At 73.9% G+C, this 19,340-nt stretch carries 21 protein-coding genes and 1 other RNA gene; 14 read left to right on the top strand and 8 right to left on the bottom strand.

The features are described 5' to 3' along the window. Position 1 precedes the first annotated feature (1 nt). Positions 2-436, bottom strand: coding sequence for an HIT family protein (locus tag KM842_RS06145; RefSeq protein ID WP_216261587.1), 435 nt, complete (start codon positions 434-436; stop codon positions 2-4). 14 nt (positions 437-450) lie between these two features. Beyond that, positions 451-990, bottom strand: coding sequence for a heme-degrading domain-containing protein (locus KM842_RS06140; protein ID WP_216261586.1), 540 nt, complete (start codon positions 988-990; stop codon positions 451-453). 235 nt (positions 991-1,225) lie between these two features. Here KM842_RS06140 and KM842_RS06135 point away from each other — a divergent pair, with 235 nt between their 5' ends. Both KM842_RS06135 and KM842_RS06130 read left to right on the top strand, forming a co-directional pair. After that, complete coding sequence (locus KM842_RS06135) at positions 1,226-2,539, top strand: reverse transcriptase family protein (RefSeq protein ID WP_216261585.1); 1,314 nt, start codon at positions 1,226-1,228, stop codon at positions 2,537-2,539. A gap of 256 nt (positions 2,540-2,795) precedes the next feature. Continuing rightward, positions 2,796-3,047, top strand: coding sequence for a hypothetical protein (locus tag KM842_RS06130; protein ID WP_216261584.1), 252 nt, complete (start codon positions 2,796-2,798; stop codon positions 3,045-3,047). A gap of 146 nt (positions 3,048-3,193) precedes the next feature. On the opposite strand, the gene KM842_RS06125 is transcribed toward KM842_RS06130, so the two are convergent. After that, a complete protein-coding gene (locus KM842_RS06125; protein WP_253206273.1) occupies positions 3,194-4,162 on the bottom strand; it encodes an acetylxylan esterase in 969 nt (322 codons plus the stop codon). Positions 4,163-4,265: 103 nt separating this feature from the next. On the opposite strand from KM842_RS06125, the gene KM842_RS06120 reads away from it, so the two are divergent. From KM842_RS06120 to KM842_RS06105, 4 genes are all read left to right on the top strand, one after another. Beyond that, positions 4,266-4,445, top strand: a complete 180-nt coding sequence (locus tag KM842_RS06120) for a zinc transporter permease (RefSeq protein WP_216261582.1) — start codon at positions 4,266-4,268, stop codon at positions 4,443-4,445. Between the two features lie 226 nt (positions 4,446-4,671). Next, entirely contained in the window at positions 4,672-5,247 is a 576-nt protein-coding gene (locus tag KM842_RS06115) for a hypothetical protein (RefSeq protein ID WP_216261581.1), read from the top strand. After that, a complete protein-coding gene (locus KM842_RS06110) occupies positions 5,244-5,924 on the top strand; it encodes an RES family NAD+ phosphorylase (RefSeq protein ID WP_216261580.1) in 681 nt (226 codons plus the stop codon). Before KM842_RS06115 ends, KM842_RS06110 begins: the two co-directional genes overlap by 4 nt. A 142-nt stretch (positions 5,925-6,066) precedes the next feature. After that, the gene (locus KM842_RS06105) at positions 6,067-7,101 is read left to right on the top strand and encodes a putative endonuclease domain-containing protein (protein WP_216261579.1); all 1,035 of its coding nucleotides are present in this window, start codon (positions 6,067-6,069) and stop codon (positions 7,099-7,101) included. A 93-nt stretch (positions 7,102-7,194) separates the two neighbouring features. Here the strand turns inward: KM842_RS06105 and KM842_RS06100 are convergent, their stop codons facing one another. Together KM842_RS06100 and KM842_RS06095 are read right to left on the bottom strand one after the other, a co-directional pair. Beyond that, on the bottom strand, positions 7,195-7,770 hold the full coding sequence (locus tag KM842_RS06100; RefSeq protein WP_216261578.1) for a GIY-YIG nuclease family protein: 576 nt from the start codon (positions 7,768-7,770) through the stop codon (positions 7,195-7,197). Between the two features lie 54 nt (positions 7,771-7,824). After that, a complete protein-coding gene (locus tag KM842_RS06095; protein ID WP_216261577.1) occupies positions 7,825-8,670 on the bottom strand; it encodes a siderophore-interacting protein in 846 nt (281 codons plus the stop codon). Positions 8,671-8,756: 86 nt separating this feature from the next. Between KM842_RS06095 and KM842_RS06090 the strand changes: the two genes are divergently transcribed. From KM842_RS06090 to KM842_RS06055, 8 genes are all read left to right on the top strand, one after another. Next, on the top strand, positions 8,757-9,434 hold the full coding sequence (locus tag KM842_RS06090) for a biliverdin-producing heme oxygenase (RefSeq protein ID WP_216261576.1): 678 nt from the start codon (positions 8,757-8,759) through the stop codon (positions 9,432-9,434). Between the two features lie 106 nt (positions 9,435-9,540). Continuing rightward, positions 9,541-12,198 (top strand): phosphoenolpyruvate carboxylase, encoded by a 2,658-nt coding sequence (locus KM842_RS06085; RefSeq protein WP_216261575.1) that lies wholly within the window; start codon positions 9,541-9,543, stop codon positions 12,196-12,198. 108 nt (positions 12,199-12,306) lie between these two features. Beyond that, positions 12,307-12,645 (top strand): STAS domain-containing protein, encoded by a 339-nt coding sequence (locus KM842_RS06080; protein WP_216261574.1) that lies wholly within the window; start codon positions 12,307-12,309, stop codon positions 12,643-12,645. Then, positions 12,636-13,064 (top strand): ATP-binding protein, encoded by a 429-nt coding sequence (locus KM842_RS06075; protein WP_216261573.1) that lies wholly within the window; start codon positions 12,636-12,638, stop codon positions 13,062-13,064. The genes KM842_RS06080 and KM842_RS06075 overlap by 10 nt, the downstream gene beginning before the upstream one ends. A 66-nt stretch (positions 13,065-13,130) precedes the next feature. Further along, a complete protein-coding gene (locus KM842_RS06070) occupies positions 13,131-14,090 on the top strand; it encodes a helix-turn-helix transcriptional regulator (RefSeq protein ID WP_216261572.1) in 960 nt (319 codons plus the stop codon). A gap of 245 nt (positions 14,091-14,335) precedes the next feature. Continuing rightward, the gene (locus KM842_RS06065; RefSeq protein ID WP_216261571.1) at positions 14,336-15,565 is read left to right on the top strand and encodes a hypothetical protein; all 1,230 of its coding nucleotides are present in this window, start codon (positions 14,336-14,338) and stop codon (positions 15,563-15,565) included. Between the two features lie 38 nt (positions 15,566-15,603). Further along, a complete protein-coding gene (locus tag KM842_RS06060; RefSeq protein WP_216261570.1) occupies positions 15,604-16,437 on the top strand; it encodes a Nif3-like dinuclear metal center hexameric protein in 834 nt (277 codons plus the stop codon). 2 nt (positions 16,438-16,439) lie between these two features. Continuing rightward, positions 16,440-17,174, top strand: coding sequence for a zinc ribbon domain-containing protein (locus KM842_RS06055; protein ID WP_216261569.1), 735 nt, complete (start codon positions 16,440-16,442; stop codon positions 17,172-17,174). 75 nt (positions 17,175-17,249) lie between these two features. On the opposite strand, the gene rnpB is transcribed toward KM842_RS06055, so the two are convergent. From rnpB to map, 3 genes are all read right to left on the bottom strand, one after another. Then, positions 17,250-17,610: RNase P RNA component class A (gene rnpB / locus KM842_RS06050), an RNA gene on the bottom strand. Positions 17,611-17,655: 45 nt separating this feature from the next. Continuing rightward, positions 17,656-18,408, bottom strand: a complete 753-nt coding sequence (ppgK, locus tag KM842_RS06045; protein ID WP_216261568.1) for a polyphosphate--glucose phosphotransferase — start codon at positions 18,406-18,408, stop codon at positions 17,656-17,658. 44 nt (positions 18,409-18,452) lie between these two features. Continuing rightward, entirely contained in the window at positions 18,453-19,316 is an 864-nt protein-coding gene (gene map, locus KM842_RS06040) for a type I methionyl aminopeptidase (RefSeq protein ID WP_216261567.1), read from the bottom strand. Positions 19,317-19,340: the final 24 nt, after the last annotated feature.

The following is a 19,340-nucleotide window of genomic DNA, read 5'->3' as shown; positions in this document are numbered from 1 at the left end:
GTCACTCGAACATCTCCGCGAGCATCGCCGACGCGTCGCCGTCCACCACGTGGGCTGACCGCTGCTCCGGCCAGCGCAGCACCCCGTCGTCCGGCCAGCAGGGCACGACGTGCAGGTGCAGGTGCGGCACGCTCTGCCCCGCGTCCGCCCCGGTCGCGCTGAGCACGACAACACCGGTCGCGCCGAGCGCACCCCGCATCGCCCGGCCGACCCGCTGCGCGAGCAGGGTCGTCGCGCGGAGCGCGTCCGGGGACGCGTCCAGGAGGCCCGTAGCGTGCTCCCGCGGGACGACCAGCGTGTGCCCCGGGGCGAGGACCGACTCCGGCAGCGGCCGGAACGCGACCGCGTCCGGCTCCCGCTCGATCCACGTGACGTCGGGGTCGTCCGTCGCGATGAGCCGGCAGAAGACGCAGTCCTCCGCGGTCCGGTCCGTCACGCGCGCCCGGTCCGTCACGCGCGTCCGGCCCGGTGTGCGCGGAGGGCCTCGACGACGAGCGCGTGGTCGTCGTGCATCTCCAGCCCGCTGACACCGACGGCACCGACGAGCAGCCCGCGGACGAGCAGCGGGAAACCACCGCCCGCCGCCTGGTACTGCCGGGGATCGAGGGCCGCTGCCTCGTCGAAGGTCGACCCGCCCGCCTCGTACTGCGTGCGGACGGCGAGGGTCGAGTGCGCGAAGTGCCGCACCACCCGGAACTTCCGGTCCAGCCAGGCATCGTTCACCGCGCCGGACCCGGGCGTCGCCGCGTGGAAGACCCGCTGCTCACCGAACGACACCGCGAAGCCCACGCCGAGCCCCCGCTCCAGCGCCGTCCGACGGATCCACGACCCGACCGCCCACGCGTCGTCGAGGTCGAACACGTCGTGGTCGAGTTCGCGCTCCTCGGCGAGCAGCACGGCGAGCTTCGCGTCGGTGTCGAGCGCACGGTACCGCCCTCCCGACGCGTCGGACGGTGCGGTGGGACCGGGTGCTCCGGGGTTCTCGGACATGGTGCTCCTCACGGGGACGGCGGTGTCGCTCGTCACGGTAGCGCGATCCTCGTAGGGTGAGCGCGTGGAGTTCCCGGGGGAGGCGGACGGCGCGCGCGACGCGTCGCCCTCCCCGGGGTCACCCCGGGGCACGCAGGACCAGCAGGACCACACGCCCCGAGAGGCTCGGCGCGCTCCGCGCGCGCTCCCTCACGGAGGCACCGACAGGTCCCCCGGGAACCCCACGCCCCTCGACGTGGTCGCCACGGCGCTCGCCGACGCGTTCCTCGCCGCCGAGGGGTGGGACACAGCGCACCTGACGGCCGCGGGCCTCGACGTCGTCGGGCCGGAGCGCGCCTACGTGGGACTCGCGGTCCGGGCCGCCCTCGAGACGTACCCCCGGCCTCCCGTCGGAGCACCGCGGCAACTGGCGGCCGTCGTCGCCCGCGCACCCGCCCTGGCGCGCCTCCACCACCGTCGGGCGGACCGACGTCCCGTCCGGGTGCTGCAGCGGCGCGCGGTGCCGGTCCGCGCGGTCCCCACCGTGTCGAGCCGCCTGCTCGTCGACACCCTGCCCGAGCTGGCACGGGAGCTCGACCTGACCGTCGGGCACCTGCTCTGGCTCGCCGACACCCGCGGGTGGAACCGACGACCGGGAGCGTCGAGCCCGCTGCACCACCACCGGCACGAGTGGGTCCGCCGCCCCGGCAGGACTCCCCGCCTGCTCGAGAAGCCCATGGACCTGCTGCGACGGACCCAGCGGACGCTCCTCGACGAGCTCCTCGTGCACCTGCCCGTCCACGACGCGGCACACGGCTTCGTCGCCGGCCGCAGCGTCGTCACCGGCGCCGCCGCGCACACGGGTCAGGAGGTCGTCGTCACCGCCGACCTCACCACGTTCTTCGCGTCGGTCCGGGCCCCTTCCGTGTACGGCGTCCTCCGGTCCGCCGGGTACGCCGAACCGCTCGCCCACGTCCTCACCGGCCTCTGCACCCACAGCGTCCCCGTCCACGTCCTCCGCGCGATGCCGGACGGCGGCAGCCTGGACGACCGCGCCGCTCTCCGGCGAGCACTCGCCGACGCGCACCTGCCGCAGGGCGCACCGTCGTCCCCGGCGCTCGCGAACACGGTGCTCCGACACCTCGACGCCCGCCTGGCCGGGTGGGCCGCCGCGTCCGGGGCGGTCTACACCCGGTACGCCGACGACCTCACCTTCAGCGGCGGGACGGCACTCGCCGGTCGGGTGGACGCGTTCCTCCGCGGCGTCGACCGCATCGTGACCGACCAGGGCCACCGCCTCAACCCCGCCAAGACGCGGGTGCGCCGACGCGGGGTCCGACAGTCGGTCACCGGCGTGGTGGTGAACGAGCGGACGTCCCCCGGCCGCCGCGAGGTCGACCGCCTGCACGCCGTCCTGCACAACTGCGTGGAGCACGGGCCGGCGTCCCAGGACCGTGCCGGCCACGCGGACTTCCGGGCACACCTGCTCGGACGGATCGGGTGGGTCGAACAGGTGCACCCGGGCCGGGCACGCCGGCTGCACGAGGAGTTCGCGCGCATCAGGTGGTGACGGGCCACCGTCGGTCCGGAACGCCGCTGGCACGCCGACGGGAGGCGCGTGACGGCCGGTGTCCTGCCTCCCGTCCGACGCCACCGCCAGCGGATCACGACCGCGTCACGCCGACCGACCAGCTCCTGGCGGTGGCGGAGCACGGCCTCCAGGAGTTCACGGACGAGGTGATGCGACACGTCGACGAGTCCGAGGAGCGGCGGGTCGGGTGCTCCGCGCGTAGGTGCGGACGCTCTGCGGTGGCAGCGAGCGGGCCATGGCGTTCTTCTCGCCGACCGCGCTGTGGGGGAGCCTGATGGGTCTTCCGGGCATGGAGCGGGTGATCGCCGCCGACGCGGCGCACTGGCGCACCGTGTTCGCGCAGGACGGGCTGCCGGAGGACCGGGCCCTCGTGTTCCGGCACGCGGCGGAGGGCCTGGCGAACGCGGCGTCCGTCGCGCGCTACCTGGACGACCGGGAGCTGGCCGTCGCGCGGACGGCGCTCCTGGCCCTGGCCGGGCCGGCGTGACACATGGAGGTCGTTGGGGGCTCGGGACCGAGCACGGGATGGGGCTCGGGCGCGCAAACGCCCTCGTGGCGTACGTGCGCACCGCGCTCGCCTGGACAGCCCTCCGGCAGGCGAGCGGCCCGTCCCTCGGTCGAGCAGCCCGCTCGTCAGCCGAGCACGGACCGCAGGCGGGGCAGCGTGTCCGCGTCCTCGTGCGCTCCGCCGCCGTCGTGGCCGTTGTACTCCCAGACGGTGATCTCCTTCGGGCCGGCCCAGGCGTTGTGGGCGGCGTAGACCGTCGACGGCGGGCAGATCGGGTCCATCAGCGCCACCGAGAACCACGCCGGCGCCGTCGCACGCGCCGCGTGCAGCACCCCGTCGAAGTACGCCAGCGTGCGGAACACCCGCTCCGTCGCGGTCCGGTGCGTCGCCAGGTAGTCGACGACCTCGTGGTACGGGTACGCGTCCGTGATCGTCGTGGCGTGCCGCTGGTCGCACAGGAACGGCACCCGCGGGAACACCCCGGCCAGGCCCTCGACGAGACCGGCCACCGCGATCGCCATGCCGCCGCCCTGGCTGCCGCCGAGCACCGCCACCCGGGTGCCGTCCACCAGGTCGACGGCCCGCACGGCGTCCACGGCGCGGACCGCGTCGGTGGTCAGTCGCCGGTAGTAGTACGTCTCCGGCGACTCGATGCCGCGCGTCATCACGCCCGGGATCGCCGGGCCGCTGCCGTCCGGGTCCGGGGTGTCACCGGTCGCCCACCCCGACCCCTGGCCGCGCGTGTCCATGAGCAGGTGCGCGTACCCGGCCGATGCCCAGAGCAGCCGCTCGGTCGGCAGGCCGCGTCCGCCGCCGTACCCGAGGTACTCGACGACCGCGGGGACCGGTGCACCCGGTGCGGTGCCGGCCGGGACGGTGAGCCACGCCGCGATGCGCTGCCCATCCCACCCGGCGAAGGTCACGTCGTAGGTGTCGACCGTCGTCAGGCCGGTGTCGACCGGGGTCAGCCGGACGTCGACCTCGTGCTGGCGGGCTGCCTCGAGGGTGCGCCGCCAGAAGTCGTCGAAGTCGTCCGGTTCGGCGACGCTGCCGCGGTACGAGGTGAGTTCGGGGCCGGTGATGTCGGTGTACACGCTTCCGACCCTGGCACGCCACGGTCCGTGCCGGAAGGGCGGACACCGATGCGCGCGGCCCGTAGTCTGTTGAGAACCGATCTCACAACGGAAGGAACGGACCATGACGGACACCGACGGCACCGAGCACGACGAGCACCGCATCGCGGAGCACGGCGTCGAGGAGCACGACCACGCGGTCGAGGGCGACGAGCACGAGACCGTCCAGCACGGCGACCACGTCGACCACGTCCACGACGGCCACCGGCACGCGCGGCACGACGACCACTACGACGAGCACTGACCGACCGTCGAGTGCGGCACCGTCGGCGACGTCCGACGGTGCCGCACCCGGCCACGGGCCTCCCGTCGGTCTCGGTGCGTCCGGTGCACGCCACTGCACAGGAGGCGTCGTCGGCGTCGTCAGTCTGGTCGAACTGGTTGACGCGGTTGACACTCCGGCGTAGCGTCGGGTTGACACGGTTGCAGGAGGAGGCGCGATGACACCGGGACAGCGAGGCGCGGGGACGATGCGCGTCCGATCGGACGGAGACGGCATCGGGACCGCGGGACCGACCGACGGGCCACCGCGCGACGGCCTGGGCCCCGTCGAGACCGCACTCGTCACGGCACTGGCCGACCGGCTGCGCGACGGCAGGCACGGCGCGCTCCCGGTCGACGCCGACGTCGACGCGATGGCCGACCGGATGGTCGCCGCGCTGCCGACGGTGAAGCACGAGGCCGACGCCCTCATCGGCCCCTTCCACGACACGGCCTCCGTCGCCGCGTGGCGGGGGGTCACCCGGCAGGCGATCGCGAAGGCGAGCACCAAGGGCGACCTGCTCGGCCTGAAGATCGGCGACGGCAGCCGGATCTTCCCCTCGTTCCAGTTCGGACCGTCCGGCGCACCGCTCCCGCACCTGCGCGAGGTCCTCGCGCTGCTCGACCCGGACCGCATCGACCCGTGGGGCAGCGCGCTCTGGTTGAACACCGTCGCGGACGTCTTCGGCGGCACGACCGCGGCCGAGGCGCTGCGCGAAGGGCGGACCACGGTCGTGCTCGACGCCGCTCGTCGCGCGGAGCACGCCTGGTTGGCCGACGCGTGACGGGAGCGGTCGACCCGGCCCACCGCACCGACGTCGCGCAGCAGGGGCCGCCGGACGGCCTCGACCTCGCCGGGTTCCCGGCGGTGGAGTCCCGCGGTACGACCTTCTACCGTGCGAAGCGCCACGACCGCGGGGCCTGGTGGTTCGCCTCGACACCGGCCGGTGCGGACGGTGTCGACGGCGGCCGCTTCGACCTGGCCGAACCCCGTGGCACCTGCTACTGGGCGGACTCGGTGGAGGTCGCCGTGCGGGAGCGCCTGGCCCACCACACGCTGCACACGAACACCGTGTTCGCTGGCCGGGCCCGCGAGATGGTCGTCGTGGCCGCCCGGGCCTCCCGCGGTCGCCGCTTCGCCGACGTCACCGACCCGGCCGCGGTCCGCTCCGGCGTCGGAGCCGAGCTGCAGACGATGGGGGACTACCGCGTGCCCCAGGCATGGGCACGGGCCTTCGACGCGGTCGGGTTCGCCGGTGTGCGGTACAGCACGCGGTTCACGAGCGCCTCGGCAGCCAACGCGTGGGCCGTCTTCGGCAGCGCCGGGGTCCCGCGCCGGCCACGGCCGGAGCGCGTGCACCGGGACGGCATCACCGCATGCCGGGAGTCCGGCATCCGGGTGCTCGAGGACGGGTCCTCCGCAGGACCCGAGCGCTTCACGATCGTCGCGCCGCCGCGCTGAGCCGCCCGGCGCCCCGCCAGCGACGCAGCGCCGTCGCTCCGCCGCCGGCAACAGCGCCGCCGCCCCGCCGCCGGCGAGACAGCGCCGCCGCACCCCCGCGGAGGCGTCGGTGGGTGTCGGTGGCTCGTCCTACCGTGCGCTCGTGGCAGAACCAGTCGATGCGTGGTGGCGCCGCCGGCAGTGGTCGCGCGGCGTGCCGGTGCCGTACGCCGTGGGGGAGTTCCGCGCCGAGTGGGCGTCGTGGCCCGTCCTCGTCCGGCAGTACCACCCGGAGTGGAACGCGGGCGTCGTCCTCACCCAGGTCCCCCCGGCCGCCGAGGTCCTGCTGACGTGGGAGTGCGACGTCGGCCACGTGTTCGTCGCCACCCCGGCCGAGCAGCGGTCCCGACCCGGCCGGGAGCGCCGCCGCTCGGTGTGGTGCCCGGAGTGCGCGGTCCTCGCGCAGCCGCAGCGCTGGCCGGTCCTGCCCGAGGACTGGCCGGTCGGCGTCCCGGTGCCGCAGCGCGCCGTCCGGTCCGCCGGTCGGCAGACGCTTCCGGCGGCACTCGCCCGCGGTGCCGGACGCGGGCGCAGCGCCCGGGCCTCGGCACGGAGCGCCACCACAGCGCCGGGCACGGCGACACCGCGGGGCACCGCCGCACCCCGGGGCACCGCCGCACCCCGGGGCACGGTGGCACCCCGCACGAGCGCAGCACGGACCACCGCACCACGGACGATCTGCCCGAAGACGCCGAAGCTCCCGTCGGGGGAGTCCTTCGTCAGCCGGTGTGCGCCCGCGCCGGCCTCCGCGGTCGAGGCCGAGCTCCGCTCCGCCCTCCGCGCACGACTGGACGTCACGTTCGACCACACTGCGATCCGGCTCGACCGGCCCTTCCACGAGCACCTCGAGGTCTGGCCGGACATCGTGCTGCCCGAGCTCCGCGTCGCGATCGAGTACGACTCCACCGGCCGGCACGGACTCGAACACGTCGGCTCCCGCGAGGAGTCCGACCGCCGGAAGGACCGCGCCACCCGGGCCGTCGGGTGGGAGGTCGTCCGCATCCGCACCGGTCGCCTGCCCGCGCTCGGGCCGTGGGACCTGCAGGTGTCCGGGGTGTCCGGCCGGACCGTCGACCGCCTCGTCGACGTCCTGCGCGAGATCCGCGGGCCGCTGTTCGTGGACGCCTACCGCCGCTGACCGCCCACGGCGCCGCACCGTCGGCACAGCAGTGTCTGCGCCACACCGTCACCCCCCTCGGAGCGTCGCCCCCCGGAGCGTCAGCCCGGAGCGTCACCCCCGGAGGGCCAGCGCCTCGCTCATCCACCGGGTGTGCAGCGCCCAGGGATCGGGCACGCCCGCCGCGACGACGGCCACGTGGGCGAGGAGCGCCGGAGTCACACGGAACCACTCGGTGCCCGGGTACCGCGACGCCGCGAACTGCGCGTGCCGCCGCCGTTCGAGCGTCCGGTCGCCCCGCTCGAACCCGAGCACGTCCTGGTGCGCGATCCGCCCGAGCCGCTGCCGCGGGTTCGCCGTCGTGCCGATCTTGACCCGGTCACCCGTCGCGTCGGTCATGCGCAGGTAGTAGACGACGTCGACACGCGGCGCGCCGAGCTCGCCGTCCGGCACGTCCCCGAACCGCCACTCGCACACGGCGCACACCGCGCCGGACGGGAAGCGGACACCGATCCGCCCGCCGCACACGATGCACGGGCCGGGCAGGACGTCCTCGGCCCCGACGTGCTCCGCCGCGAACTCGGCCGCGAGCGTGACGTGGCCCGCGCACAGCGGCACGGGCGCACCGGGAGCGGCGGCGTGCGCGCACCCGGGGGCACAGCACGGTGTGACGACTGCGGACCGGACCATGCGCCGGACGCTACCGGCGCCCACCGACGTGCGGGCGGGCCTCCCGTCCGGTCGTCAGTCCTCGAAGACCGCGCCGACGGGCTCGCGCTTCTCCTCCTGGAACCGGTCCTCGGCCCGGCCGAGCGCCCAGTAGGCCGACAACGACAGGTCCGCCTTCGCCAGCCCCCAGTCGTCCTGGAGGAGTCGGCGGATGGCCTTGACGGCCGCCCGCTCGCCGTGCGCGAAGACCCGTACCGGGGTGGAGGCCCGCGGCAGCTCCCGGGTCGCCGCCAGCAGCAGGGTGCCCGGCTCGGCCCCCGCCGCGTCGCGGTGCAGCCAGCGCAGCACGACGCCCGCCGGGTGCACGAGCGGCTGTTCGTCGGCCGGCCCGGCGACCTCGACGAGGGCGACGCCCGTCGCGTCCGGCCCCATGGCCTCGAGGGCGGCACCGATCGCCGGCAGGGCGCTGTCGTCGCCGAGCAGCACGTGCGTGACGTCCGGGTCGGTCGGGGGCGCGTACCCGCCGCCCGGGCCGGAGAGGGCGATGCGGTCCCCGGGCCGTGCGGCGGCGGCCCAGGGTCCGGCCAGGCCGTCGGTGCCGTGCACGACGAAGTCGATCGCGATCGTGCGGGCGACGGGGTCCACCGCGCGCACGGTGTAGGTGCGGCGCGAGGGCAGCTCAGCCTTCGGCAGCGTCGCACGCAGGGCGTCGAGGTCGTACGGGGGCTCCAGGCCGGACCCGGGCGCGGGGAGCAGGAGCTTGACGTACTTGTCGGTCATCGCGAGCTTCTCGGGGTCGGCGCCGTCGACGAACGCGTCGTAGCCGGGGCCGCCCAGGTGGACGCGGACCATGTGCGGGGTGCGGCGTTCGGTGCGCTCGACGACCAGGACGTGCTGGGTGCGCTTCGGCTTCGGGCTCATCGGGGACGAGCCTCCTTTCACGTGATCTCGCTGTGTCGTGGCGCCGGATGGTGACGGCGGACACCTGGTGAGGTTAGCCTCACCTCATGAGCACCAACGTCGTCCCGTTCTCCGAGGCCCTCCGGGTCCGGACCCGGCGCTCGCACGGTGACTCCGCGGGGAACGGCTTCATGCACGACCTCGTCGAGGGGCGCTGCGACGTCGCGGACTACGCGGCCCTGCTCGGGCAGTACGCCTTCGTGTACGACGCCCTCGAACGAGCCGCCGAGCGGATGGCCGACCACCCGGTCGCCGCTCCGTTCGTGACCAGCCGGTTGACGCGCATGCCCGGCATCCGGGCGGACCTCGAGTACCTCATCGGGCCGGACTGGCAGGAGCTCGTGACCCCGCTGCCCGCGACGACGGCGTACGTCCGCCGGCTGAACGAGGTCGCGGCGACGTGGCCGGGCGGCTTCGTCGCGCACCACTACACGCGCTACCTCGGCGACCTGACCGGCGGGCACGCCCTCGGCCGGTTGCTCGCCGACCAGTTCGGCTTCGAGACGAACGGCGTCCTGCTCTGGATCTTCGACCAGGTCGCGGACCCGGCGGCCTTCACCGACACGTACCGTGCCGAGCTCGACGCGGCACCGTGGACCGAGGACGAGCGTGAGCGCGTCATCTGCGAGGTCGAACTGGCCTACCGGCTCGACGCGGGACTGCTCGCGGCCGTGGACGGCACCCGGATGCCGGACGTCCGCACGTCCCTGGCCGACCCGGCCTGACCCCACCGGGCGTCGGAGGCCGTCCGGACGGTCGTCGTCACGTGCCCGCCGCGCCCGCTACGCTGCTGCACGCCGGGACAGCCCGGACCGACCCGGGAAGGACGAGATGACGGCGATCGACGGTTCGACGCGCTTCGGACGCGCGCGTGACGACGTCAGCGGAGCGGTCGACAGCGACCTCCGCGCTGACGTGCGGTACCTCGGCAACCTGCTCGGGCGGGTGCTCCGCGAGAGCGGTGGCGACGACCTGCTGCGCGACGTGGAGTCGCTGCGCTCGGCCGTCATCGACGCCTACGAGGGCACGCACGCCGACGGGGCAGCCCGTGCCGAGGCCGTCGTCGCCGGGTTCTCCGCCGAGCGTGCGGAAGAGGTCGCCCGGGCCTTCACGTCCTACTTCCACCTCGTCAACCTGGCCGAGGAGCACCACCGCGTGCGGGTCCTCCGGCAGCGCGGCGACGATGGCGGGCAGCCGGGCGACTCGTTCCCCGCGACGTTCGTCGAGCTCGTCGAGCAGGTGGGCGCCGACGAGGCCGCCGCACGGCTCGAGGGGCTGCGGTTCCACCCGGTCCTCACGGCACACCCGACCGAGGCCCGGCGGCGCGCGGTGACCACCGGCGTCCGGCGCATCACCGACCTCATCGACGAGCGCGACCGCACGAAGAACGCGACCGCGCGCGCCGAGAACGAGCGTCGCCTGCTCGAGGAGATCGCGACGCTCCTGCGCACCTCGCCGCTCCGCACCACCCGGCCGACCCCGCTCGACGAGGTCCGGACCGCGATGAGCGTCTTCGACCAGACCCTCTTCGAGATCGTGCCGCAGGTGTACCGCCTGCTCGACGACCGTCTGCAGGGCGACGACGCCGGCCGGGCCCCGGTGCAGGCGCCCGCGTTCGTGCGCTTCGGCACCTGGATCGGCGGCGACCGCGACGGCAACCCGCACGTCACCGCCGACGTCACCCGGCAGGCCGCCGAGATCGCGGCGGAGCACATCCTGCTCGGACTGACCCGCGCGACGACCCGGATCGGCAGCGCCCTGACGCTCGACGCCGACCACACCCCCGCGGACGCCGGCCTCACCGCCCTCGTCGCCGCGCAGGAGTCGCTCGACCCCGACGTGGCCGAGCGCATCGGCATCCGCGCACCGAACGAGACGCACCGTCGCGCACTGCTCTTCATCGCCGCGCGCATCGAGGCCACCCGTCGCGACGACCGCCCGCTCGCGTACCGCGGCCCGGAGGAGCTCCTCGCCGACCTGCGCGTCGTGCAGACCTCGCTCACCGCGGCCGGTGCGGCCCGTGCTGCCAACGGCGAGCTCCAGAACCTCGTCTGGCAGGTCGAGACCTTCGGCTTCCACCTGGCCGAGCTCGAGATCCGGCAGCACTCGCAGGTGCACCGCACCGCCCTCGCCGAGGTCCGGGCGGGTGGTCCGCGCAGCGCGATGACGGACGAGGTGCTCGCCGTCTTCCGCACCATCGCAGACCTGCAGCGCCGCTACGGCGTGCGGTCGGCCAGCCGCTACATCGTCTCGTTCACGCAGTCCGCCGAGGACCTCGCGAACGTCCACGAACTCGCCGTGGCCGCGCTCGGATCGGTCGAGGCCGCACCGGTGCTCGACGTGATCCCGCTGTTCGAGACCTTCGCCGACCTGCACGCGAGCGTCGACATCCTCGACGAGGCCGTCCGCACCGAGGCCTTCCAGCGCCGCCTCGCCGCGACCGGGCGCCGGCTCGAGGTCATGCTCGGCTACTCGGACTCGTCGAAGGACGTCGGCCCGGTGTCCGCGAACCTCGCGCTCTACGACGCCCAGGCCCGGATCGCGGCGTGGGCGACGACCAACGAGGTCGAGTTGACGCTGTTCCACGGCCGCGGGGGCTCCCTCGGCCGGGGCGGTGGCCCGGCCAACGAAGCCGTCCTCGCGCAGCCGCCGGGATCGATCGACGGCCGGCTCAAGCTCACCGAGCAGGGCGAGGTCATCTTCGCGCAGTACGGCGACCAGGACATCGCGGCCCGGCACCTCGAGCAGATGGCGTCGGCCACGCTCTTCGCGTCCTCGCCGTCGAACGAGGCCCGCACGGCCGCCGCTGCGGAGCGGTTCGCCGACCTGGCGCAGCAGCTCGACGACGTGTCCCGCGCAGCCTTCTACGACCTCGTCAAGGCGGACGGCTTCGCCCCGTGGTTCGCCCGGGTCACCCCGATGGAGGAGCTCGGTCTGCTGCCGCTCGGGTCCCGCCCGGCCCGCCGCGGGCTGAGCGTCGAGTCGCTCGAGGACCTCCGCGCGATCCCGTGGGTGTTCTCGTGGACCCAGGCGCGGATCAACCTGGCCGGGTGGTACGGACTCGGCTCCGCGATCGAGGCCGTCGGTGACCTCGAGCTGCTGCGCACCGCCGCCGCCGAGTGGCCGCTGTTCGCCGCGCTGATCAAGAACGTCGAGATGTCGCTCGCCAAGACCGACGGGCAGATCGCGCGCCGGTACCTCGAGCTCGCCGACCGCACCGACCTCGGCCAGAAGGTCCTCGCCGAGATGGACCGGACGCGCGAGTGGGTCCTGCGGATCAGCGGCGCCGAGGACGTGCTCGAGGACCGGCCGGTGCTCGCCCGAGCGGTCCGGCTGCGTTCCCCGTACGTCGACGCCCTGTCCCACCTGCAGCTCCGGGCGCTCCGCTCGATCCGCACCTCGGGCAGCACGGACACCACCGACGCCGACCACCGGTTGCTGCTGCTGACCGTGAACGGCATCGCCGCGGGGCTCCAGAACACCGGGTGACCCCCGGACCGGGGTGCCGGACGTCAGCGCGTCCTGCACCACCGGTCACCAAGGATCGGTAGCCTCTGACGGAGGCACGCGCACGCTCTCGAGGAGGCCCCGCACACCATGGACATCGTCGTACACGAAGCCGGCACCGAAGCGGCGGTGCTCGAGTGCTCGGGCCGCCTCAACATGGTGTCGGCCCCGGCCTTCCGCGAGACGGTCGCGTCGGTCATCGAAGGCGGACGACCCCGTGTCGCCGTCGAGCTCTCCCGGGTCGAGTTCCTCGACTCGTCCGGCCTCGGTGCGCTCGTCGGCGCACTGAAGACCGCTCGGCAGGCCGGCGGTGACCTCCGGATCGCAGCGCCGTCCGAGCAGGTCGCGATGGTGCTGAAGCTGTCGAACATCGACAAGATCCTCCGCAGCTACGCCGACGGCGACGAAGCCGTCCGCGAATGGGTCTGACCGGGGCCGTCGTGGGCGAGCACCGGCTGGACTTCGCGTCGCCGCCCGACGACGTCTCCTCGGTCCACGACTTCCTCAGCGACGTCTGGACGGCGGAACCCGCCGTCACCGTCGAGGACCGCATGGCCCTCGAACTCGCGATCATCGAGCTCGCGTCCAACGTCATCGAGCACGCCACCGCCGGCGTGCCCCTGACCTGCTCGCTGACGCTCGCGGTCGCACCTGACGGCCTGGAGGCACGGATCACCGACGACGGTCGGCCCGCGACGGTCGACGTGGCCGGTGCCACCCTGCCGGACGAACTGGCCGAGAGCGGTCGCGGTCTCGCCCTGGTGCAGATGGTGGTCGACGAACTGCGCTACGACCGGCTCGGCGACGAGAACCGGTGGACGGTCCGGAAGGCCACCCGCGGCGACTGAGCCGGTTCCCGCAGCCGGTCCATCCGGATTCATAGACCCCTCGGACCGCGTGCCACCATTCCCCTGATGACCACCCCGACCGACCCCCGGACCGTCTTCGAGACGTCCGGCTCCGACCTCGACGCCGCCCGCGCGGTGTTCGAGGAAGCGTACGACGGCGACGGGTTCCTGCCCGAGCGGTCGGCGCGGTCGTTCGACTACCGCTTCCGGTCCGTCGGCGACCCGTCGATGTCCTTCCGGTCGACCCGCTTCGATGCCCGGATGACGGGAACGGTCGACACCCCGGACGAGTTCTCGGTGACCTGGGTTTCCGATGGCGGCGGCGTGCTCGACGTCGGTCGTGACGAGGTCGCACTCGTCCCGGGCCGCCCGGTCGTGTTCCCCTCGGGTCGCCCCTTCCGCTTCGACCTGGCCGACGTCCGCCAGAGCCTGGTGCAGCTCGACCGGGTCTTCCTCGAGCGGGTCGCGGCCGAGGCGTACGGCACCGAACCCGGCACCCTCGTGTTCGACCACACCGTGGCCCCGAGCACGCCGGCCCTCCGCGCGTGGAACCACGCGGTGCAGGAGTCGGCGCGGGTGGTGCTCGGGTCCACCCCGGTGTCCACGCTCGCCCTCGCCGAGACCGCCCGGCGCACCGCCCTGGCCGTGCTGAGCACGTTCGCGCACCGCATCGTCGCGCCCGAGGTCCCCGTCCCGGCCGGTGCGACGGGCCGCGTCCGGCAAGCCGTCGAGTACATGCACGCGGCGGCGAACACGCCGATCACCACGACCGACGTCGCCGAGCACGTCGGGCTGAGCATCCGCGGCTTGCAGCAGGCGTTCCAACGGCAGCTCGGGACGGCGCCGAACGCGATGCTGCGGGGGATCCGACTCGACCGTGTCCGGGACGAACTCCGCGCCGGGACGCCGAACGACACCACGGTGGCGAGCGTGGCCGTGCGGTGGGGCTTCGCGCACCTCGGTCGCTTCTCGGCGGCGTACACGCGGCGCTTCGGCGAGTACCCCCGCGACACCCTGCGCAGCTAGCCGGACCCTCGCCCGGGACGGGGTGGGACACTCGACGGCGACGGCGCCGGACCCTCGCCCGGAACGAGTCCGGAACGAGTCCGGAACGAGGCCGGAACGAGGCCGAGCCCAGCCCGCCGGGCTCGGTCAACGACGACCACCGAGCGGCCGACACGCCGCTCACCTCCGGCGCGACATGCCACCGGATCGCGCGACACTCCGCGGATGTCCGACGCGTACGGGCGCGCGATATTCATACTCCTCACATGGAGACGCAGTCCGGTGCACGCACCCCCCTCGTGGACCCCTTCGGTCGGGAACTCGAGGAGTGGCTGCGCGATGCCCCGGCGACGCGCACGCCGTACGTCGCGGACCTCGTCGTGCCCCCGGTCACCGGACCGGTCCGTCGCCCCGTGCTCCCGTCGGTCGAGGCACCCGCCGCAGCGGCGCCCGCCGACGCGACGCCCATCGACACGCCCGCCGACGCATCGCCCGTCGTGCCCGGTCCCGCCGCGGACGCAGAGACGGACACTTCCGCAACGGCGACCGCGACGGCACCCGAGTCGACGCCCGGCGACGAGCGCGCCTTCCGCCGTGACCGCGCGCGCCACGTCGCCGTCTGCGCCCCGTCCTTCCCCGAGCCGCCCGAGCGCATCGCCCTCCGGTTCGACGACCTCGCCGTCGCGCTCGACCCGGCCAGCGGTCGCACCACGATCGAGCGCATCGACCTGCTCGAGGACGAGGTCCGCGTCCGGGACGAGGACCTCGCCCGCCTGGCCGCCTGGGAAGCCGTGGTCGCCGACGTCTCGAGCGCCGAGGTCGAGGGTGCCCGCGCCTTCGCCCGCGAGGTGTTCGCCGACCTGCTCGCCGACGCCGCCCGCGAGGCCGACCGCCGCGAGCGTGCCGCCGTCCGCCGTGCAGCCACCTCGCCGATGTCGCTCGGCGCGGTCTGCCCGGCCGTCCCCGAGCCGCACCGCGCGGTCGCCGAACCGGTCGCCCTCGAGCTGCCGCACGATTTCCTCCCGTCGGACACCGACCGCTCCGGCGCCGACCGTCCCAGTGACGGCGGCACGCGGTCCCGGCGGACCGTCGCCGCCGCGGCGACCACCGTCCGCGACGCGACCACGGACGCACCGGACGTGCCCGCGCGCCCGGTGTCGGGCCTCCTGTCCGTCGCGCCCGTCTCGCCGCCGCTCGCGGCGTCCGGCCGACCGACGCCGCTGGTGCAGCCGGCCACCGGCCCCACGGTCATCGACCGCGAGGCCTTTGCCGCGGTCCTCCGCGCCCACACCGGGGAGTCGCCGGTGGTCTCGGTGAGCGTCCCTGCGGCCGCGCCGCTGCCGGTCGTCACCGTCGACGAGACCCCGACGTCGGCCGACGAGCCGACGCGCGCCGACGCCGGCCAGGAGGCCCGTGCGGACGCCACCGACGCCGCACGGCCCGGCTGGTGGTCGCGTCTCGTCGCCCGGCTCCTGCACCTCGTCGGCCGTCGCTGACCGCCGGTCGGGGCCGCGCCGCTCGGTACACTGACGGGATGCCGACGCTCCGAGAACTGCAGTCCGTCGTCGAGTCCCTGTGGCCGGCGGCCGGGGCGGAGTCCTGGGACGCCGTCGGGCTCGTCTCCGGTGACCCGGACGCCGTCGTCGAGCACGTGCACCTCGCGGTCGACGCCGTCCCGGACACCGCGCGCGAAGCCGTCGCCCTCGGTGCCGACCTGCTCGTCACGCACCACCCGCTGCTCCTGCGGGGGGTGACGACCATCGACGAGTCCACCTACAAGGGCAGCGTGCTGGCCACCCTCGTCCGCGGTGGGTGCGCGCTCCTCGCCGCGCACACGAACGCCGACGTCGTGACGACCGGCACCTCCGCCGTGCTCGCCGACCGCATCGGGCTCGTCGACCAGCGGCCGCTCGAACCCGCGGCCGACGGTGCGACCGGCATCGGTCGTGTCGGGGTGCTCACCGAGCCGACGTCCCTCGGTGCCCTCGCGCGGCGCATCGTGGACGTCCTGCCCGCGACGGCGACCGGGGTCCGGGTGTCGGGGGAGTACGACCGGCCCGTTCGCACCGTCGCCCTGTGCGCCGGTGCCGGGGACGCGTACCTGGGCAACGCCGCCGTGCGGGGAGCCGACGTGTACGTCACGAGCGACCTCCGCCACCACCCGGCCTCCGAGTTCCGGGAGCAGGCGATGGTGTCCGACGGCCCGGCGCTCGTCGACACGTCGCACTGGGCCACCGAGTGGCTCTGGCTCGACGTCGCCGCCGACCAGCTCCGCACCGCCGCCGGGGTCCGCGTGACCGTCAGCGACCTCCGAACCGACCCGTGGGACTTCGCCGTCCTGCCATCCGCACCCAACGAAGGAGCCTGACCATGAAGGCATCACCCGAGGACCAGGCCACCCTGCTCGACCTCCAGCGGCTCGACAACGACATCACGCGCCTGGCGCACCGGATCAGCTCGCTGCAGAAGGGCGAGCACCTGACCGAGCTCGGCACGCGTGCCGTGGCGCTCCGGGCGCAGCTCGTCGCGGCCACGGGTGAGGTCGAGGATGCCGAGCGCGACCTCGCCCGTCTCGAGTCCGACACCGCGACCGCGCAGGCCCGGGTCGACCGCGACACCACGCTGCTGCAGAACGTCGGCAACGCGAAGGACGCCGCCGGGCTGCAGAACGAACTCGACTCGCTGAACCGCCGCATCGGTGACCTCGAGACGCAGGAGCTCGAGGTGATGGAGTCGCTCGACCGCTTCCGCGCCCGGGTCGGCGACATCGAGTCGCAGCTCGCCGAACTCGACGGGGAGCGCGGACGGCTCATGGGGGTCCGCGACGACGGCATCGCCCGCTTCGAGAAGGACCGCGTCGCCGCGGAGCAGGCGCGTGCCGACGTCGCCGCTGCGGTGCCGGCCGACCTGCTCGCGCTCTACGAACGGCAGCGCGCCCGCTACGGCTTCGGTGCGTCGCTCCTGCAGGGTGGCGTGTCCACGGCGTCGGGCGTCACGCTGACGAACTCCGACCTCGCGGCGATCCGCGCTGCGGCGCCGGACGACGTCGTGCTCTGCCCGGACAGCGACGCCATCCTGGTCCGCACGGCGGAGTCCGGCCTCTAGCGCGGACCCCACCACGCACGCACGACAGCCCGGCACCTCGCGGTGCCGGGCTGTCGTGCGTGCACGGTCCTGAGGCGAACGGGCCGGCCGTACGCCGGGTTCTGTCCCGCGGCTCGCGCCGCGGTGACGGCCATCTCTCTCGGACCGACGTTGCCGTCGGCCTCCAGCGGTCTACCCGAGGACTCAGCGAGCAGCTTCGACATCCTCTGTCTGACCTTGCTCCGGGCGAGGTTTACCGAGCGGATCCGGTCACCCGGACCCCTGGTGGTCTCTTACACCACCGTTTCACCCTTACCGACGTCGCCGCCGGCGGTCTGTTCTCTGTGGCACTGTCTCGCGGATTGCTCCGGGTGGGTGTTACCCACCGCCCTGCTCTGTGGAGCCCGGACGTTCCTCGGCACTCCCGGGGGAGTGACGCGACCGTCTCACCGACCCGTTCGCTCCGACGAGTGTAGCGGGCCGCCGAGCGGCGGTCGCCCGGCTAGCGGGTGCTGCGCGCGGCGAGGGTCGCGGCACCGATGATGCCCGCGTTGTTCCGGAGCGTCGCCGGGATGATCTCCGCCTGCAGGTCGAGCAGCGGCAGGAACTCCTCGTGCTGCTTCGACACGCCGCCACCGACGACGATGAGCTCGGGGGAGAGCAGGGCCTCGAGGCGCGAGTAGTACTTCTGCAGGCGCTTCGCCCAGTGCTTCCAGGTCAGGTCGTCCCGCTCCTTGGCGGCGAACGACGCCTTCGTCTCGTAGTCGACGCCCTCGATCTCGAGGTGGCCGAGCTCGGCGTTGACGATGAGCACGCCGTCGTTGATGAGCGCGGTGCCGATGCCGGTGCCGAGCGTCGTCATGATGACCAGGCCGTCGCGGCCCTTCGCCGCGCCGAACTGCTGCTCGGCGAAACCGGCGGCGTCGGCGTCGTTCACGAAGTGGATGGAGCGGCCGAGTTCCTTCTCGAAGAGCGACTCGGCCTCGAACCCGATCCACTTCTTCGACACGTTCGCCGCCGACATGGTCTTGCCGTCGCGGACGATCGCCGGGAAGCAGACCCCGACCGCGACGTCGGACGCGGGCGAGAGGTCGTCGAGGATCGACTTCGCCACGTCGACGATGTCGTGCGGCTTGCCGCCCTCGGGGGTCGCCTTCTTGATGCGGTCGGTGGTGAGCTGCCCGGACTCGGTGTCCACGATCGCGCCCTTGATGCCTGTTCCGCCGATGTCGACGCCGACTGCGAGTGAGGTCATGGGGAGCGGTGCCTTCCGTTGGTCGTGCTGCGGGGGTGGTGTGGTCAGGAGACGGTGAGGAGTTCGGTGCCGCGTTCGGTCACCAGGAGGGTGTGCTCGAACTGCGCGGTCCACGACTTGTCGCGCGTGGTGACGGTCCAGTCGTCGGCCCAGATGTCGGCCTCGACGCGGCCGAGGGTGAGCATCGGCTCGATCGTGAAGACCATGCCGGGCTCGATGACGGTGTCGTGGCGGACGTCGTCGACGTGCGGGATGATGAGCCCGGAGTGGAATGCCCGACCGACGCCGTGTCCGGTGTAGTCGCGCACGACGCCGTAGCCGAAACGCTTGGCGTAGGACTCGATGGCCCGTCCGATCACGTTCACCTGACGGCCGGGGGCGACGGCGCGGATGCCGCGGTGCATGGCCTCCTCCGTCCGGGTGACGAGGTCCTGGACCTCCTGCGAGGCCGAGCCGACCACGAAGGTGCGGTTCGTGTCGCCGTGCATCCCGTCCTTGTACGCGGTGATGTCGATGTTGACGATGTCGCCGTCCTGCAGCACGGTGTCGTCCGGGATGCCGTGGCAGATGACCTCGTTGAGCGAGGAGCACAGCGATTTCGGGTAGCCGCGGTAGCCGAGCGTGGACGGGTAGGCACCGTGGGCGACGACGTACTCGTGGCCGATCCGGTCGAGTTCGTCGGTCGTGACGCCGGGACGGATGGCCTCCCCGACGGCGTCGATGGCGCGGGAGGCGATGCGGCCCGCGGCACGGATGCGCTCGACCTCGTCCGGGGTGTAGGTGTCCCCGAGGCCGTGCTCGTGCGGTTCGACCTTGCCGACGTACTCGGGACGCTCGATGTCCCTGGGCACGGCCCGCTGCGGTGCGATCCGGCCGGCGGTCAGGTGTCCGTGTTCGTCCCGGGGCATGCCGACCACTCTAGCGGCGTGTCG

Source organism: Curtobacterium sp. L6-1 (genome assembly GCF_018885305.1).
Classification (GTDB): Bacteria; Actinomycetota; Actinomycetes; order Actinomycetales; family Microbacteriaceae; genus Curtobacterium; species Curtobacterium aetherium.
Note: the sequence above shows the minus strand (reverse complement) of the source record. Positions and strands in the feature narration are given on the sequence as shown.

What these genes read in the sequence shown, in the direction of transcription:
- ppgK (WP_216261568.1), bottom strand. Translation starts at nt 18,408, where the DNA reads ATGACCTCACTCGCAGTCGGCGTCGACATCGGCGGAACAGGCATCAAG.
- KM842_RS06090 (WP_216261576.1), top strand. Translation starts at nt 8,757, where the DNA reads ATGAGCACCAACGTCGTCCCGTTCTCCGAGGCCCTCCGGGTCCGGACC.
- KM842_RS06065 (WP_216261571.1), top strand. Translation starts at nt 14,336, where the DNA reads ATGGAGACGCAGTCCGGTGCACGCACCCCCCTCGTGGACCCCTTCGGT.
- KM842_RS06100 (WP_216261578.1), bottom strand. Translation starts at nt 7,770, where the DNA reads ATGGTCCGGTCCGCAGTCGTCACACCGTGCTGTGCCCCCGGGTGCGCG.
- KM842_RS06140 (WP_216261586.1), bottom strand. Translation starts at nt 990, where the DNA reads ATGTCCGAGAACCCCGGAGCACCCGGTCCCACCGCACCGTCCGACGCG.
- KM842_RS06070 (WP_216261572.1), top strand. Translation starts at nt 13,131, where the DNA reads ATGACCACCCCGACCGACCCCCGGACCGTCTTCGAGACGTCCGGCTCC.
- map (WP_216261567.1), bottom strand. Translation starts at nt 19,316, where the DNA reads ATGCCCCGGGACGAACACGGACACCTGACCGCCGGCCGGATCGCACCG.
- KM842_RS06095 (WP_216261577.1), bottom strand. Translation starts at nt 8,670, where the DNA reads ATGAGCCCGAAGCCGAAGCGCACCCAGCACGTCCTGGTCGTCGAGCGC.
- KM842_RS06085 (WP_216261575.1), top strand. Translation starts at nt 9,541, where the DNA reads ATGACGGCGATCGACGGTTCGACGCGCTTCGGACGCGCGCGTGACGAC.
- KM842_RS06055 (WP_216261569.1), top strand. Translation starts at nt 16,440, where the DNA reads ATGAAGGCATCACCCGAGGACCAGGCCACCCTGCTCGACCTCCAGCGG.
- KM842_RS06130 (WP_216261584.1), top strand. Translation starts at nt 2,796, where the DNA reads ATGGCGTTCTTCTCGCCGACCGCGCTGTGGGGGAGCCTGATGGGTCTT.
- KM842_RS06075 (WP_216261573.1), top strand. Translation starts at nt 12,636, where the DNA reads ATGGGTCTGACCGGGGCCGTCGTGGGCGAGCACCGGCTGGACTTCGCG.
- KM842_RS06080 (WP_216261574.1), top strand. Translation starts at nt 12,307, where the DNA reads ATGGACATCGTCGTACACGAAGCCGGCACCGAAGCGGCGGTGCTCGAG.
- KM842_RS06115 (WP_216261581.1), top strand. Translation starts at nt 4,672, where the DNA reads ATGCGCGTCCGATCGGACGGAGACGGCATCGGGACCGCGGGACCGACC.
- KM842_RS06060 (WP_216261570.1), top strand. Translation starts at nt 15,604, where the DNA reads ATGCCGACGCTCCGAGAACTGCAGTCCGTCGTCGAGTCCCTGTGGCCG.
- KM842_RS06120 (WP_216261582.1), top strand. Translation starts at nt 4,266, where the DNA reads ATGACGGACACCGACGGCACCGAGCACGACGAGCACCGCATCGCGGAG.